Annotated in this window: 12 protein-coding genes; 10 read left to right on the forward strand and 2 right to left on the reverse strand. The window is 43.4% G+C overall.

The window, feature by feature from the left end; genetic code table 11:
- Window positions 1-192: 192 nt before the first annotated feature.
- The 10 genes from FGM00_RS11510 to FGM00_RS11555 all read left to right on the forward strand — a co-directional run bounded on the left by FGM00_RS11510 (window position 193) and on the right by FGM00_RS11555 (window position 13846).
- Window positions 193-708, forward strand: coding sequence for an SRPBCC family protein (locus FGM00_RS11510; protein ID WP_138853047.1), 516 nt, complete (start codon window positions 193-195; stop codon window positions 706-708).
- A gap of 10 nt (window positions 709-718) precedes the next feature.
- Window positions 719-1087 carry a VOC family protein gene (locus FGM00_RS11515; protein ID WP_138853048.1) on the forward strand — a complete coding sequence of 123 codons (369 nt, stop codon included), beginning with the start codon at window positions 719-721 and terminating at the stop codon, window positions 1085-1087.
- Between the two features lie 256 nt (window positions 1088-1343).
- The gene (locus FGM00_RS11520; protein ID WP_138853049.1) at window positions 1344-3710 is read left to right on the forward strand and encodes a DUF2339 domain-containing protein; all 2367 of its coding nucleotides are present in this window, start codon (window positions 1344-1346) and stop codon (window positions 3708-3710) included.
- On the forward strand, window positions 3700-4917 hold the full coding sequence (locus FGM00_RS11525; protein ID WP_175416217.1) for a DUF3999 family protein: 1218 nt from the start codon (window positions 3700-3702) through the stop codon (window positions 4915-4917). Before FGM00_RS11520 ends, FGM00_RS11525 begins: the two co-directional genes overlap by 11 nt.
- 83 nt (window positions 4918-5000) lie before the next feature.
- A complete protein-coding gene (locus tag FGM00_RS11530; protein ID WP_138853051.1) occupies window positions 5001-7982 on the forward strand; it encodes a glycoside hydrolase family 2 TIM barrel-domain containing protein in 2982 nt (993 codons plus the stop codon).
- Between the two features lie 13 nt (window positions 7983-7995).
- On the forward strand, window positions 7996-9567 hold the full coding sequence (locus FGM00_RS11535; RefSeq protein ID WP_138853052.1) for a sodium:solute symporter: 1572 nt from the start codon (window positions 7996-7998) through the stop codon (window positions 9565-9567).
- Between the two features lie 107 nt (window positions 9568-9674).
- Window positions 9675-10409 carry a 23S rRNA pseudouridine(2604) synthase RluF gene (gene rluF, locus FGM00_RS11540; protein WP_138853053.1) on the forward strand — a complete coding sequence of 245 codons (735 nt, stop codon included), beginning with the start codon at window positions 9675-9677 and terminating at the stop codon, window positions 10407-10409.
- A gap of 73 nt (window positions 10410-10482) precedes the next feature.
- Window positions 10483-11589: a helix-turn-helix domain-containing protein gene (locus FGM00_RS11545; protein WP_138853054.1), complete on the forward strand. Its 1107-nt coding sequence runs from the start codon at window positions 10483-10485 to the stop codon at window positions 11587-11589.
- Between the two features lie 219 nt (window positions 11590-11808).
- Window positions 11809-12435, forward strand: coding sequence for a M23 family metallopeptidase (locus tag FGM00_RS11550; protein ID WP_138853055.1), 627 nt, complete (start codon window positions 11809-11811; stop codon window positions 12433-12435).
- A gap of 88 nt (window positions 12436-12523) precedes the next feature.
- Entirely contained in the window at window positions 12524-13846 is a 1323-nt protein-coding gene (locus FGM00_RS11555; RefSeq protein ID WP_138853056.1) for a carboxypeptidase-like regulatory domain-containing protein, read from the forward strand.
- A gap of 74 nt (window positions 13847-13920) precedes the next feature.
- On the opposite strand, the gene FGM00_RS11560 is transcribed toward FGM00_RS11555, so the two are convergent.
- Together FGM00_RS11560 and recQ are read right to left on the reverse strand one after the other, a co-directional pair.
- The gene (locus FGM00_RS11560) at window positions 13921-14427 is read right to left on the reverse strand and encodes a fasciclin domain-containing protein (protein WP_138854697.1); all 507 of its coding nucleotides are present in this window, start codon (window positions 14425-14427) and stop codon (window positions 13921-13923) included.
- Window positions 14428-14678: 251 nt separating this feature from the next.
- The gene (recQ, locus tag FGM00_RS11565; protein ID WP_138853057.1) at window positions 14679-16892 is read right to left on the reverse strand and encodes a DNA helicase RecQ; all 2214 of its coding nucleotides are present in this window, start codon (window positions 16890-16892) and stop codon (window positions 14679-14681) included.
- Window positions 16893-16998: the final 106 nt, after the last annotated feature.

Raw genomic sequence — 16998 nt, forward strand, 5'->3', positions numbered from 1 at the left:
TATTTTGGCAACCTCATGGGAACAGCAATGAATGCCGGGAGAGAAACTCAGGCCATAACCAATACGATCAAGAAAAGGATGGCCGTTAACAGGTATTCTTAAATACCGGTATTTGGCCGGAAGAATGAGTCGACTATACGATAGCTTTGCGGTAGTGCTACCATGAGGCTGCAACACCTAAAATAGACTAGTATGGAACAGCTACATTTTGATTCGTTTACCAAAAAAATTTACATCAAAGCTCCCCTAGAAAAACTCTATTGGTGCTGGGCCACTAAAACGGGTATTGAATCCTGGTTTCTTCGAAAGGCCCGCTACTCGGGCGCCAAGGGGCATCCGCGTAAGGACGATGATTTCATAAAAGCCGGAGATTCGTACATCTGGGAATGGTATAACTGGAATGGCCGTGAGACCGGCACCGTTCTAGGAACCAATGATAAGGACTTTTTGGAATTCTCTTTCGCAAAGGTGAGCAGGGTTTCGGTAAACCTTGAGGAAAAGGGAGATGCCGTTTTGGTCTCCTTAAAACAATTCGAGATTCCGACCGATGAAAAAAGTAAAATGGAAATCTATAATGGCTGCAGCAACGGATGGACCTTCTGGTTGGCCAACTTGAAAGCCTATTTGGAACATGGAATTCTGTTGAACGAAAAGGAGTTCGACCTGACCGAAATTCCGGAAGCAGGCCATGTTTTTGTAAATATGTGACTCATAACCAATGGACTATAAAGCAAAATCAATCCGGACCTTTATCGGCGCCAAGAATTATACGGAATCTAGAAGGTTCTATAAAGAATTGGGTTTTGAAGAAATCAAAATCGGGCATGACATGTGCTTTTTCAGGGTAAACGAAAATATCGGTTTCTACCTCCAAAAGGCTTACGTACGTGACTGGGTCGATAATTCGATGATTTTTCTGGAGGTGGATGACGTAGAAAAATGCTACCAAGACCTGCTCGGGAGAGACCTACATAAGAAGTATGCAAAAGTTCGACTTTCCGAAATCAAAAGAATGGAATGGGGCAGCGAACTTTTTCTTCATGACCCTTCCGGAATTTTATGGCACTTTGGAGAGTTCAACAATTAATCGAATTTCACTACTCACGTCGGTGCGAAAAAATCAATCCATATCAACAGTATTTTACTGCGGTTTACCAAGGTCACGGTAGGTGAATGAAGTCATCAATTTGAAGCTATGAAATAGAAGCGATACTGATAAGTGTAGTATGTACTTTATTTCGACCTTTTTTGAAATATGCGAAACAAAATCAATAAAGGAGACCCTTTTGCGTTTCTATGGGTAGCATCCCAGAAAAAGTAACGCTAAGAACAAACCAAATCCTATGGCGGACCACCAAGATCGAATTGATCAGCTCAACCAAAAGCTCGAAATACTCTTAAGTAAGCAAGAAGGCTTTGCGAAAGAGCTGATGGCCTTGTACAGAGAGATAGAATTGCTTAAAAAACAACCTAGGGAAAAACCTGCTTCAGAACAGAAAGCTGAATCTATACCCCCGGAAACATTGGCCAAAATAGATGCTTTGGGCCAAGATGAAAAACAGACCGAAATAAAGCCGACGAAGTTTGTTTCTCAGACACCGGTTGCCCCACCCATTGCCGAAAAGCGCGAAAGAAAACCAAAAAGCAAATCGAATTGGGAGAAGTTTGTTGGAGAAAACCTCATCAATAAAATAGGCATAGCCATTTTGGTCATTGGTGTAGCTATCGGTGCCAAATACTCCATTGAAAATAACCTTATCAGTCCGCTTACGCGAATCATCCTAGGTTATTTTGCCGGTTTGGGCTTATTGGGTTTTGGTATTAAATTGAAAACCAAATACGAGAATTACAGTGCGGTCCTGGTAAGTGGTGCATTGGCCATATTATACTTCATCACTTTTGCCGCTTACAGCTTTTACGGACTTTTTCCACAGCTCATCGCCTTTGGTCTTATGCTGTTGTTCACCGCTTTTGGCGTTGTTGCCGCGCTGCATTACAACAAGCAGGTCATTGCCCACATCGGCCTGGTCGGCTCCTATGCAGTTCCCTTTTTATTGAGCAACGACTCGGGCAACGCCGCGGTGCTCTTGAGTTATATAGCGATTATCAATTTGGGTATTTTGATCATCGCGTTTAAAAAGTACTGGAAACCGCTCTACTATTCCGCCTTTGTTTTTACCTGGCTCATTTACAGTGTATTTTCGGCCTTTTCCTACGAAACCGAAAAGCACTTTCCGGTGGCGCTATTTTTTTTGTGTGTCTTCTTTTTACTTTTCTATGGCATCTTCCTCGCATTCAAACTAAGGGCCAACGAAAAGTTCGGAAAATCGGACGTGGTGATGCTGCTGCTAAACTCCTTTATTTTCTTCGGTTTGGGCTATAATCTTTTGACGCACCAGGAAACAGGAAAACAACTATTGGGCGTATTTACCCTTTGCAATGCCATTGTGCATTTTGTGGTAAGCGCGTTCATATACAGGAAAAAACTGGCCGATCGCAACCTCTTCTATTTGGTTTCTGGTCTAGTACTGGTCTTTATCACCATAGCGGTGCCCGTTCAGCTAGATGGCAATTGGGTAACCTTATTATGGGCTATGGAGGCTGCATTGCTCTTCTGGATCGGTCGTACGAAAAACGTGCCGGTGTATGAATACCTATCGTATCCGCTTATGCTATTGGCAGTGCTGAGTCTTACCCATGACTGGGGAACCGCTTATAGTACCTATTATCAAGAGGACTTTTTCATGTCAATCTTCAACATTGATTTTCTCTCTTCAATGCTTTTTGTGGCCGCTTTTGGGTTTATCAATTATATTCATCAAAAAACAGATTGGGTAGCTGAGGTAAAGGACAGGAATTGGTTGCAAAATATAATGGCCTTTGGTATGCCCATTATACTGCTGCTTTCGCTCTACGGTGCCATTTATTTGGAAATCGAATATTATTTTGACAAGCTGTTCAGGGCATCCGAGATTCCTGTTATGGATGGCAGTGAGATTTCCTATTCCGAATACAATTATGAATTGAAGGATTTTGGTGCTATTTGGCTGCTCAACTACACGCTCTTTTTCATCGCCGCCCTAGCCTTGGCCAACATTAAATTTTTAAAAAATCGAATTCTAGGTATCGCTACGCTTCTTGTCGGGGTGCTGGCTACGCTACTCTTTCTGGCCGAGGGACTCTACTTGCTCAGTGAAATAAGACAGAGTCTCCTTAATGAAGACCTATCTTCTTATGGAAGCAGTTCTTTTAACATCGGTATCCGATATGTAGCCTTGGCTTTTTTCGCCCTATTATTGTTTGCGTTGTTCAGATTGGGAAGGGCCACCTTTATGCGCACGAACCTTCGTATCCCGTTTGAGTTTGTACTACACCTATCCATCTTATGGATTTTAAGCAGCGAACTACTGCAGTGGATGGATCTTGCCGGGTCTACCCAAAGTTATAAATTAGGTTTAAGTATTCTATGGGGCGTTTACGCTTTGTTCCTTATAGCCCTGGGCATTTATAAAAACAAAAAATACCTGCGAATGGGTGCTATTGCCCTTTTTGCGATCACTTTGGTAAAATTGTTTTTCTATGATATCGCTTCGATGAACACCATTACGAAGACCGTTGTTTTTGTTTCCTTAGGTATATTGCTTTTGATCATTTCGTTTCTTTACAACAAGTATAAACACAAAATCGCCGATGAACCACATGAAGAATAAACTACTTTTTTTCTTGGGATTCCTTTTTTGTGCCGTGTCATTTGCGCAGTTGGATACCTACGCCCATAAAATGGCGCTATCCGGAATTCAAGACCAATGGCACAAAGTGCAGTTGCCCGATGTCCTATTTGGAGAAGTCGCCCAAGAAATGAACGACCTTCGTATTTATGGTGTCGTCGATAGTGATACTATTGAAGCGCCTTACCTATTGCACATCGCCTCCGGTGAAAAATTCCGTAAGCGAGTCGATTTCGAACTATTGAACGTAGCTTCGAATGCCAAAGGGCATTACTTTACCTATAAAGTGAATACCCTGGAAGACCTCAATCAGATAAAACTCGACATTGCCAATGAAAATTACGATTGGAAGGTGGTCTTAGAAGGAAGCCAAAATCAAGACGAATGGTTCACTATTTTAAACGATTACCGCATCGTCGCCATTAAGAACGCACAGACCGATTATTCTTTTTCGGAGCTGAATTTCAGCAATTCGGCATACCGTTATTACCGCTTGCTCATAAAGAATGCCGAGAAACCGAACATACGGGCCGCTAAAATAAGTGTAGATGATGAAATAAATGCCAAATATCGTGAGTATACGGCAACCTACACCAGTATTCATGAAGAGGACAAACAGACCATTCTGGATATCGATTTTAAAAGACGTTTGCCTATCAGCATGCTACGAATAGATGTGCAGAACGATGTCGATTATTACCGTCCCGTTGTAATTTCCTATCTCGCCGATAGCACACAAACGGAAAAAGGATGGCGCTACGGCTATCGCAATTTAAGCTCGGGAACCTTAAGTTCTATCGAAGACAATACGTTCAGCTTTAAAAGTACGTTGACCCAAAAACTTCGGGTTACCGTTCAAAATCACGACAATGAACCATTGAATATTGAAGGCGCTTCGGCAAAGGGATATGTACATGAACTCCTCGTCAGGTTTACCAAACCGGCAAGCTATTACTTGGCTTTCGGCAAGGCCAATGCTACGAAACCCCAGTACGACATTGCCCAGGCTGGTTCCCAGATTCCAACGAATCTTTCCTCATTGTCTTTAGGCGATATGCAGGACATTCCTAAAAAAGGAACCAAATTGGTTTCGCCACTTTTCGAAAACAAGTTTTGGCTTTGGGCCGTAATGGCGATCGTGATCTTAATGCTCGCCGGTATTACCCTAAGAATGATTCAGAAGAAGTAGGGCGGTCCTGAATATGAATCCAGTGGGCTACGGTCAGCATTTAAAAGAGTAAATTAGCATACCACAGATTGTTGCTAATTTAAATGAAAAAAAACGGACCACTACCCGACCCGACCTACAACTGGCTCACCGAACCATCGGTTTTCAATATCGGTCAAGAGCCCCCGTCCGCATTTCGTCATGAAGGATTTGCGACTGAAAACATACTCCTCCTCGATGGCGAATGGGACTTTTTGTGGAGCGAGAATAAAAAAAACCTTCCAAAAAAATTCAAAGAACGGAATTTCAATACTTCAGCATGGGGCAAAATACAGGTTCCCGCCAACTGGGAATGCAGCGGCTATGGCATTCCTATTTATGTGAACGACAGGTATCCGTTTAAAAAGAATCCGCCACTGGTACCCGACAACAACCCTACGGGAGTCTATAAAAGAAAGGTGAAAATCCCGTCTGCGTGGGCCGAAAAGCGCATTTTTTTAGTGGTAGGTGCCATAAAATCGGCAGCGTATTTTTGGATCAATGGCGAATTTATAGGCTACAACCAGGATAGCAAAACCGAAGTTATTTTTGATGTGACTCCCTACACCGATTCGGAAATGGAGATTACCATTCAAGCCTTTCGTTGGTGCGATGGCAGTTATTTGGAATGTCAGGATTTCTGGCGTTTAAGCGGTATTGAACGTGAGGTATACCTAATGGCCAGGCCGCAATTGTATATCGAAGATCATCATACCAACGCACTTCTGGAAAACGGGTATAAAGACGGAAATTTAACAGCGAACATCACCATTCGCAATACCTTTAAACAGGATTTTTCAGCGGAAATACAACTGAGCGTACGCAACCAAGAAGGGAGCGAAATTGCCGGTAGAACTATCCCTCTTGGGGTCAATGCCCATACGCGGGAAACCGTAGTTGCCTATTTGATACTTCCCGATATATTACCATGGAGCGCCGAACACCCCCATCTATACAAATTACACATTACACTATATAGAAATAGCGCACTGCTCGACAGCATTGAAAATCAAGTTGGCTTTCGAACAGTGGAAATCATAAAAAACCGACTGCACCTCAACGGAGAACCATTGATTCTTAAAGGGGTCAATCGTCATGAACACGATCCGCAAACGGGCCATGTCATTACCAAAGAAAGTATGGTCGAAGACATTCTGTTGATGAAGAAATACAACATCAACGCGGTGCGCAACAGTCATTACCCCAACCATCCGGAATGGTACCAGCTCTGTGATGAATACGGACTTTACGTGATCGATGAAGCGAATATCGAAAGCCACGGTATGGGATATGAGGAAGAGAGCTTGGCCAAGGACATCCATTGGCAGGAGGCCCATCTCGATCGTGTAAAGCGTATGTACCATCGCAGTAAGAACCACTGTTCCATTATCATTTGGTCAATGGGGAACGAGGCGGGAAACGGCATCAATTTCGAGCGGACTTACGCTTGGTTGAAAGACCAGGATAAAACCAGACCGATTCAATATGAACAATCGATGGAAGAGGCAAATACCGACATTGTTTGCCCAATGTACCCTACCCCAGAGCATATAGAAAACTATGCCGAAAATCGTGGGGACCGACCCTATATTATGTGCGAGTACAGCCACGCCATGGGCAACAGCAACGGCAGTCTCAAGGAATACTGGGATTTGATTCGCCAGTATGATTGCCTACAAGGCGGTTTTATTTGGGATTGGATGGACCAAGGCCTGATTGCCAAGAAAAATGGCTCACCATATTGGGCCTTCGGTGGTGATTTCGGACCTTCTGATACTCCCAGCGATGGAAATTTTTGCATCAACGGGTTGCTATGGCCCGACCGAACGCCAAAACCAGCACTCGAGGAGGTAAAAAAGCTGTATGCACCTGTGCAGATAACTTGTATGAATGCTCAAGAGGGAAGATTGAAAGTAACCAACGAATTACTTTTCACCACACTGGATCATTATATACTGCAATGGAATATTTCTTCCGAGGATGGAATATGCACTAAGGGAAAAACAAACATCTCCCTTTCCGCCAATGACAGCATACTGCTTCGGTTGCCCTATGACCTTTCTGCCTTGAACGACAAATTCGATTGCTATTTGAATATCGTGATATTCGATACGGAGGTTCCCACAAAGATTTTGGCCAGTGAACAATTTCAAGTCATCCAAAGAATAATTAAACAAGTACCAGATGGCAACAAAGGAAGAAGCCTAAATACGTACAACAACCCATATATTGAACTTTCCGACAATCTCATAAAATTACAAGTAGATAGGAAAACCGGTCTTTTGGCTTCCATGGTCGGCAACAATCATGAATTTTTGACCGCTCCGGTTACCCCCATATTTTGGCGTCCTCCCAACGACAACGATTTTGGATGGAAAATGCCGGCACTATGCGGGTACTGGCGGCATGCTATGAAAGCCGCCCGATTGGTTTCCGTGGTCGGGAAATTGAATAGTATTCTCGTCAAATTCGATTTGGGCCATGGTGATGCCGAACTAGAACTCACCTACCGATTGGTAGCACCTAAAAGATTGGGAATTACCACAGAATTACAGATTCTACGACCACTACCGCTATTACCCCGATTTGGCCTTCACTTTACCTTGCCCGCTTCATTTTCCAAATTAGATTGGTACGGTCGCGGCCCGTTCGAAAATTATTCCGACCGTAAATATGCCGCGCATGTGAATCACTACAAAGCAAAGGTTGCCAATCAGTATGTGCCCTATATCTCGAATCAAGAAAACGGGGCAAAGCAGGATTGCACGTGGGTACGATTACAGGATACCCAGCAAAAGCAACTAACCATACGCAGCGATGAAACCTTTGGTTACAGTGCTTTGCAGTACAGTCCGTTTCAGTTGAATAGAACCGAACGGGATAAAGGAAGATATTACGAGCTTGAAAAAGACGAAAATGTGCATTTATGTGTTGATCATGTACATATGGGCGTTGGTGGTATCGATTCTTGGTTGTCGACTCCTTTGGACCACTATCTTTTGACGGCCAAGAGGTATTCTTTTCATATATTTATCGAAATCGACTAAGCAACCGGCCACTATGGAAAGTACCATTTCGAACATCGACATTGGCATTGTAATCTCCTATTTCCTAGTGGTACTCTTTATAGGACTATGGATTTCGCGCAAAACAAAAACGGGCGAAGACTTATTTCTGGGTGGGCGAACCTTTGGTTGGGGAATTATCGGCCTCTCTTTATTTGCTTCCAATATTTCGGGCTCGACCATTGTCGGTCTGGCCGGAGCTGCCTACACGACCGGAATCTCAAATTCCGTCTATGAATGGATGTCTGGAATCCCGTTAATTGTCGCGGCCTTGATTTTTATACCACTCTATTTAAGAAGTCAGATTACGACCATACCCGAATTTCTTCAACTTCGCTTTGATAGAAGGTCGCAGAAATTTTTCTCGATTATCACCATTTTTAGTACTATCATGATTGAAACTGCCGGTGCTCTTTACGCGGGTAGTTTAATATTGCAAACGTTTTTTCCCGATTTGGTGATGTGGCAAACGTCGTTGGTGTTGGCTGTGGTAGCCGGTATTTATACGGCCGGCGGCGGTTTGAAAGCGGTGGTATACACCGATGCCATACAAGCGATCATACTCATAATCGGCTGTGGGGTCATTTCATGGATTCTTTTTGGAAAGTTGGACTACGATTGGAGTAAGGTGCTTGCTGCCGCTCCGGAAGGTCATTTTTCCGTGGTACGACCAATGGAGGATGAAGGATTGCCATGGCCCGGTCTTTTAATGGGTGTACCCTTTCTAGGCTTTTGGTACTGGTCTACCAACCAATATATCATTCAACGGGTATTAGGGGCAAGAGATATTCAACAAGCGCGTTGGGGCGTAATATTGGCGGGTTTCCTCAAGGTCATTCCGTTGTTTATCATGGTTTTCCCAGGGGCGATGGCCATCAGTCTATATCCTGATATTGCGAATGGTGATGCCGTTTTTCCGACCTTGGTCACCAAGGTATTGCCTGTAGGCCTGGTCGGTTTGGTTTTGGCAGGCGTTATTTCAGCGATCATGTCAAGTGTTGATTCTGCGTTGAATTCTTCCTCTACCCTATTGGTTATCGACTTTATCAAACCGATCAAAAAGAATCTAACTGAAAAGGATATCGTCAAATACGGTAGGATAAGCACCTTGATTTTTATGGTGATCGCGGCACTATGGGCCCCCCAAATTCAAAATTTTACGGGTCTATGGGATTACCTACAACAAATGTTCTCTATCATCGTACCGCCAATTGCGGTCATTTTTCTTGTTGGAGTATTTTTTAAAAGAGGAAATGGCGATGGGGCATTTTGGACTTTGGTCATTGGAACATTGGCCGGTATTGCGCTTTTCGTGTTGGAACAATTTGACCTCTGGCACCTTCATTATACCATGAACGTCGGTCTGATGATTTTACTTTCGACAGTTATCTTTGTCGCGGTAAGTCTACTGACCACTGCACCGGATGCCGAGAAGATAAAATTACTTACCTATAGGAGGGAATTATTGATGGACGGTTTTCAGAATGTGCCCTGGTACAAAAACTACCTATACCAAATCGTAGTGCTGGTCATTATTATTACCTACATTCTAATTTGGTTGTGGTAAATTAACCCCAGGGCGAGCCTTGGAACAACTTGCCCGACAGCAGTCATGCCCGCCTGCCGGTCGGACAGCTTCAAATCTCGATTATCTAGTAAAACCGTGAAACTGAAATGAGCGAACCCAAACAGACCCGAATCAACAAATACCTTAGCGAAGTCGGGTACTGCTCACGCCGTGCCGCGGATAAGCTTATCGAGCAAGGTAGGGTAATGATCAACGGGAGAGTACCCGAAATGGGCACCAAAATTACCGATGGTGATGAAGTTCGTGTAAACGGGCAACTTATTACCGAGCCAAAGGAAAAACCGGTCTACCTCGCTTTCAACAAGCCCATTGGTATCGTATGCACCACAGATTCCCGCGTTGAAAAGGATAACATCATCGATTTTATCAACTATCCCAAACGTATTTTTCCTATCGGCAGGCTTGATAAGCCCAGCGAGGGACTCATCTTTTTGACCAACGACGGCGACATTGTGAACAAGATCCTACGCGCTCGAAATCAGCATGAAAAAGAATATATCGTAACCGTAGATAAACCTATTACGCAACAATTCCTGCAACAAATGCGCAATGGTATCCCGATTTTAGATACCGTAACAAGAAAATGTGAAGTTGAGCAGTTAGATGTTCACGAATTCAAAATTATTCTGACCCAAGGGCTGAACCGGCAGATAAGACGCATGTGCGAGTATTTGCACTACAACGTTACAAAACTGAAACGTGTGCGGATCATGAACGTTAAACTAGACGTTCCCGTCGGGAAGTGGCGTCATCTGACCGATATGGAGATGGAAGAAATCAACCGCTTGGTGGCGCATTCTTCAAAGACTTTTGACGGTTAGCTAGGCATCCCCCTACATAAAGAGACAGCCTTCAGATGGGTATCCGCTATATTTGAGCGACTTAAAAAATGTTATGAACTGGGTAATCGTGCTCTTTCTCTTTTTCGTTTTTCTGGGCGTGCTGCTCTCGATATTGTTTCTTTTAAAAAGAAAAGGAAACAAGTTCGCCAATCGAATTCTCGCCCTATATACCTTCTTGTTCGCTTTTGAAATGTTGAATAATTGCCTGCGCTGGTCGCAATGGCTGTACACTAGGGAATTCATTCATCTAGACTTGACCCATTTTCCACTTTGGACGATTTACGGGCCATTGCTGTTTATATACGTTCGCAACGTGCTGAAAGGAACACATTTTCGAATTACAGATCTGCTGTTTCTAATTCCTCCGTTCGGTATCATCGCGTTGGTATCCCCTTTCTACTTATTGGATACCACGACCAAAGTAGAAGTTGTCACCGCTGGACGCACCTGGGATTATGCAATTTTCCCTAGCTACGCCATATGGCTCGTGATAGCGTTGATGTTTTTCTACGCCTTACTTACCTATTTTACCTTCGGACAGCATCGACGTTTGGGCTTTCGGGAAAATCGTTGGCTAAAGTGGTTCGTAGCTTCGTATTCGGGTTTCGCATTTGCCTTTGCCCTCTATATTTTCTTGGTGCGTTTTCAGTTGATGGATGCTTCCTACGATTACCTGGTAGATATCGCCATCGTATTTTTTATCGGGATGCTAGCCTTCTTCGGATTTGTGCAGCCAGAGGTTTTCGAAGGGAAATCCATAGAAAAAATACTTCCTTTTGTCAAATACAGAAAGACGGGGCTGTCGGATGCGCTTTCGCTGGAAATGAAACACAAACTTATCCGCATTATGGAAACTGAAAAACCCTACCTCAACCACGAACTTCGACTGGACGATTTATCACGTTTAATGAATCTTTCAAGAAATCATACCTCCCAAATCGTAAACGAGCACTTTAACCTCTCCTTTTTTGATTTTATCAATAAATATCGGGTAAAAGATGCCAAAAATCTTTTGATGAACAACGAGTTGAACAAACTGACCACGACCCAAATCGCCTACGATGTCGGGTTCAACAACCGGGCTTCGTTCTACAAAGCCTTTAAAAAATTCACCGAATACAACCCATCGGCCTATCTTGAACAGGCCACGGGTTCTTGAGTCAGGCCTTAGTGACCAGGAGCAAACCATTCAAGAGAACGGTACGCAACAAATGTTCAGGCACCAGTCCAACCACGGATGATTTTGAAACAAATCAGTTAAACGAGTAAGATCATCCTGAAATTTTATCGCCCAAAACTGTAAGGGTTTATAGAAAGAGACACTATTTATAACATATGTCATTACTTTCAACTCATAAAACAGGATTCAAAAGAGAAAATGAAACTTTTTCAAATGGGTATACTGCTATTCCTAATCACGTGCTGCTCCGAAAAAGAGTCGGTAACACAGGTGCAGGAATTGGATAGTAATGGAGGCAAACTGGCCGCTGGTTGTCCGGATGCCCAGTATGACGATTGGCGGAGCTCTGAATACGTATTGCCCTATCGCGTCGGTGAGTCCTATGTGGTCAATTTAAGTCATTGTGCCGGTTCGTACCACAGTGTCGGTCAACCCGATCAATTTGCGATAGATTTCGAGATGCCCATCGGAACGTCCATAATGGCAGCGAGAGACGGACGCGTAGTGTACGTTGAAACTTCCGGCAGGGATGGTGGTTTTCCTAATAATGTCGTGGTTGTAAGGCATAACGATACTACCTTTGCCCAATACATGCATTTAACGCAAGATGGGGCATTCGTACGCGTGGGCGACACTATTCAACAAGGGCAGGAAATCGCTTTAAGTGGTAATACAGGCCTCGCCGGGTATCCACATTTGCATTTTGTAGTCACCCAGGGAGATTATAATTATCCGTACATATCGATTCCGACAACCTTTAAAAATACGGTTTCAAACGAAAGAAGTTTAGCTTCTTGGACGAGATATACAGCGTTATCCTATTAGCGTCCCGCATAATCATAAATAATATTAACACAAATAATAGATTAAAAATCTTAACTTTATAAGTAGTAGTCATTTAAAATCAATTGTCATGAAAACAAAACAAATATATCATCGCCTAAAGTCCGTTTATGCAGCGGGGCTGTTCGCCATTCTGCTTTTGGGAGGAACCCAGGTCGCCCTCGGGTTTCAAGAGCAACAACAAGAAACGACCCTAAAACAATACAAAGGGGAGGTACTGGACGCAGATACCAAGCGACCCTTGGTCTTCGCCACACTTTCTTTAGAAGGTACAAATGTAAGTACGGTGAGTAATACTGAAGGAGAGTTCGCGCTCAAGATTCCTAAAGAAATTACGGAAGGTAGTGTTAAGGTCTCTTTTTTGGGGTACAAGTCGAAATCCATTCCCTTGGCACAATTTTCGGCCGAAGACAACCAGATTTTTATGGAGGTGTCGGTTTTGAAACTTACCGAAGTGAATCTAAGCATCCCGAAAGATGCCAGGGCCCTCGTAAAAGAAACGTTGAAACGAAAGGGAGAGAATTATTTTGACGACCCGACCTTAATGACCGCATTTTACAGGGAGACCATTAAAAAGCGAAGAAAGAACGTCTCGCTTTCCGAGGCCGTTGTCAATATTTACAAGACGCCCTATGACTCCGATCGAAGGGACGCCATGCAGCTGTATAAATCGAGAAAGAGTACAGACTATTCCCGTATGGACACCGTTGCGCTGAAACTGCAAGGTGGCCCCTTTAATGCGCTGCTGGTTGATATCATGAAATACCCCGAATATATTTTTACCGATGCGACTATCGAAGATTATGATTTTAAGTTCGAGCGTTCAACCCGGGAAGATGGCAAATTGCTCTATGTGGTAGAATTTGATCAAAAGGAAAACATCATAGAGCCCATGTATAAAGGAAAACTTTATATAGACGCGGATAAAAAAGTGCTGCAAAGCGCGATTTACGAACTAAATATTACGAATAAGGAAATCGCCTCAAAAATGTTCGTTCGCAGAAAACCTAGAAACGCCAATGTTTACCCTACAGAAGTGGCTTACCGTATCGACTACCGTGAAAAAAACGGAAAGTGGTACTATGGGTATAGCAACGTACTGCTAGAGTTCAAAATAAATTGGGACAAGAGACTTTTCAATTCGGTTTATAGCATGACCTGTGAAATGGCGGTCACTGATTGGGAAAAGAACCTTAGCGGAAAATTACCGAAGTCAAAGGAAAGAATGAAATCATCTATAATCTTAAGCGACGAAGCGGTAGGCTTTGCAGATCCCAATTTTTGGGGCGAATATAATATTATAGAACCCGAGAAATCGATTGAGTCGGCAATTCGTAAGATTCAAAGGCAACTGAGGAGAGCTAGAGAAGACGGAGGTACTTCAACCCCGTAAAGAAATCGTTTGCTCTCAAAAAAAAACCGCCACATATAAAAATATGTGGCGGTTTTTTAATTCTTCAATGCTATTTACATTGGCATTACAACGGTATCGATTGCATGAATGACACCATTACTAGCGGGTACATCGGCCATTACTACTGTAGAACGACCGCCTTTGGCATCCGTTAAAATAACCTTCTCGCCTTCTAGCGATAATAGGATTACCCCACCTTGCACTGTTTCGATTGCGAATGAACCATTGCTTCCTTTTATGGCCTCTATAACGGCTGCAGCGTCATATTTCCCGGCTACAACGTGGTACGTTAAAACACCGATGAGCGCTTTTTCACTTGCCGGCTCCAAAAGATTTGATACCGTACCATCGGGTAGTTTGGCAAAAGCATCATTTGTTGGGGCAAAAACGGTAAATGGCCCTTCAGAACTCAATGTTCCGACCAAATCAGCTGACTTAACAGCAGTTACAAGCGTACTAAAATTTTCATTTCCTGCGGCGACCCCTACAATGTTCTCGGTCTGTGCGAAAGATGTTGTACCGACAAATAATAATAGTGCGGCACCCAATGCAATTTTCATGTTTTTCATAATGTGTTTTTTAATTCGATTCAAATGTACTTGGAAACGAAGCACACGGTTCATAAATTTTGTTTAATTTTTTGTTCAAAAAGTTAAACATTTCAAAAAAGAAAGGAAAGCGGTAGCTCCCCGATTTCATACATTGGGGTTTATTGCGGTCTGCAGTGCCAAGTTCCTAAGTGGTTTTTGTGGACTGGGGATATATACCCGTGCTTGTGGACCTCTGGAATAATTTGTAAAAAAGAAAGGATTTAATGCGCTACCTCGCTGGTGAACTTCAACCTGTATAACCGTAGTTCCTCATCTTCGTAGTCCCCGTCGAATTCAGCCGAAGCCACCTCAATATCGTCGCTTTCCGCTTCGATAAAATAATCGTGTAATTCTTCCTGCTGCTCTTCATCGAAGAGTTCGTCTATCCAATAGGCGATATTCAATTTGGTGCCGCTGAAAACGATTTGTTCCATTTCCTTAATCAATTCGGGCAACTCGAGCCCCTTCGCCGAGGCAATATCATCCAGTGGTAGCTTTCGATCAACGTTTTGGATGATATATAATTTTAAACCGGAATTCGCACCGGTGGTCTTCACCACAAGATCCTCCGGACGAATAATCTCGTTTTCTTCAACATAGTCCGCAATAAATGTCACGAAGGGCTTACCGTACTTTCTCGCCTTGCCTTCACCTACCCCGTGAATATTCTGTAATTCCTCCATGGAAATAGGATACTTTAACGCCATATCCTCCAAGGAGGGATCTTGAAAAACAACATACGGAGGAACGCTTAGCTTATCGGCCTGTTTTTTTCGGAGGTCTTTCAACTGTTTCAACAACTTTTCGTCACTAACGCCACCACTTCGGGAAGCACTGACGATGGCATCGTTCTCCGCCGCACCGTACACATGGTCTTTCGTCATCATAAACGAATGGGGCTGTTTCAGAAAAGCCTTCCCTTTATCGGTAACATGCAATACGCCATACTGTTCTATTTCCTTATTCAACAGTCCGGCGACCAAGGTCTGTCGGATCAAGGCCATCCAATACCCCTTGTCTTTGTCCGCACCGATTCCGAATACTTTCTTTTCATTGGTCTTATACGAAGACAACATTGCATTTACCTTACCCATCAATGTCTTTACGACCTCTTTCGATTTGAATTTTTCGCTGGTTTCCTGTATGACCCTTATCAGTTTCACCACGTCATCTTGGGCTTCCACTTTTTCTTTAGGGTTTCGCACATTATCGTCCATATCGGCTCCGGCACCGTTCACATCATCGAAGACTTCACCGAAATAATGTAAAATGAATTTTCTTCTTGATATCGACGTTTCGGCATAAGCAACCACTTCCTGTAAGAGCGCGTTTCCGATTTCCTGCTCGGCCACAGGCTTACCGGACATGAATTTTTCAAGTTTTTCAATATCCTTGTACGAATAAAAGGCCAAACAATGGCCCTCGCCCCCGTCGCGTCCTGCCCTGCCCGTTTCCTGATAGTAACTTTCGATACTCTTGGGAATGTCGTGGTGTATTACGAATCGTACGTCAGGTTTATCGATACCCATTCCAAAGGCAATGGTCGCCACGACCACATCAACATCCTGCATCAAAAACATATCCTGATACCGGGAACGCGTTTTCGCGTCAAAACCGGCGTGATAGGGAACCGCACTAACACCGTTCACTTGAAGTACTTGAGCAAGCTCTTGAACCCTTTTTCGACTAAGACAATAGATAATTCCCGATTTGCCTGCATTTTTCTTCACAAACCGAATGATATCCGTATCTACGTCAACCGTTTTGGGACGTACTTCATAAAACAGATTAGGCCTATTGAAAGATTCTTTGAACAGTTTGGCATCCGGAATCCCCAAATTCTTCACAATGTCTTCCTGAACTTTAGGCGTAGCCGTTGCGGTAAGAGCGATTATCGGGATATCTTTTCCCAAACGGTCGACGATCGACCTTAAATTGCGGTATTCCGGTCTAAAATCATGGCCCCATTCAGAGATGCAATGTGCCTCATCAACGGCCATGAAGGATAATTTTACCGATTGCAGAAATTCAACATACTCTGGTTTGGTGAGTGATTCGGGCGCCACGTAGAGCAATTTGGTTACTCCCGATACAATGTCTTCCTTCACCGTTTTGACCTCGGTTTTCGTCAAGGAAGAGTTCAATACATGGGCTATACCGTGTTCCGAGGAGATACCACGAATGGCATCGACCTGATTTTTCATAAGCGCTATAAGTGGTGAAACGATAATCGCGGTACCTTCCTGCATTAATGCAGGTAACTGGTAGCAAAGCGATTTGCCACCGCCAGTGGGCATAATCACAAAAGCGTTCTTCTGGTCTAAAATATGCTGTACAACTTCTTCTTGAAGCCCTTTAAAGGACGAGAATCCAAAGAATTTTTTCAGTTGTGCATGTAAATCGGTCTGCTTCGAAACAGTACTATCATTTGTCATTTGAAAACTTAATCTGATCGGGGGTTTAAACTTTGTTTATCGCGATAGGCATTTTTGTCATTTTAAGCGGAATTCGTCGCGAATCAAATTCTATCGATATAAAATT

Source organism: Aggregatimonas sangjinii, from assembly GCF_005943945.1.
GTDB classification, from domain to species: domain Bacteria; phylum Bacteroidota; class Bacteroidia; order Flavobacteriales; family Flavobacteriaceae; genus Pelagihabitans; species Pelagihabitans sangjinii.

Coding starts and splice junctions, on each gene's coding strand:
- FGM00_RS11510 (WP_138853047.1), top strand. CDS start 193: ATGGAACAGCTACATTTTGATTCGTTTACCAAAAAAATTTACATCAAA.
- FGM00_RS11515 (WP_138853048.1), top strand. CDS start 719: ATGGACTATAAAGCAAAATCAATCCGGACCTTTATCGGCGCCAAGAAT.
- FGM00_RS11520 (WP_138853049.1), top strand. CDS start 1,344: ATGGCGGACCACCAAGATCGAATTGATCAGCTCAACCAAAAGCTCGAA.
- FGM00_RS11525 (WP_175416217.1), top strand. CDS start 3,700: ATGAAGAATAAACTACTTTTTTTCTTGGGATTCCTTTTTTGTGCCGTG.
- FGM00_RS11530 (WP_138853051.1), top strand. CDS start 5,001: ATGAAAAAAAACGGACCACTACCCGACCCGACCTACAACTGGCTCACC.
- FGM00_RS11535 (WP_138853052.1), top strand. CDS start 7,996: ATGGAAAGTACCATTTCGAACATCGACATTGGCATTGTAATCTCCTAT.
- rluF (WP_138853053.1), top strand. CDS start 9,675: ATGAGCGAACCCAAACAGACCCGAATCAACAAATACCTTAGCGAAGTC.
- FGM00_RS11545 (WP_138853054.1), top strand. CDS start 10,483: ATGAACTGGGTAATCGTGCTCTTTCTCTTTTTCGTTTTTCTGGGCGTG.
- FGM00_RS11550 (WP_138853055.1), top strand. CDS start 11,809: ATGAAACTTTTTCAAATGGGTATACTGCTATTCCTAATCACGTGCTGC.
- FGM00_RS11555 (WP_138853056.1), top strand. CDS start 12,524: ATGAAAACAAAACAAATATATCATCGCCTAAAGTCCGTTTATGCAGCG.
- FGM00_RS11560 (WP_138854697.1), bottom strand. CDS start 14,427: ATGAAAATTGCATTGGGTGCCGCACTATTATTATTTGTCGGTACAACA.
- recQ (WP_138853057.1), bottom strand. CDS start 16,892: ATGACAAATGATAGTACTGTTTCGAAGCAGACCGATTTACATGCACAA.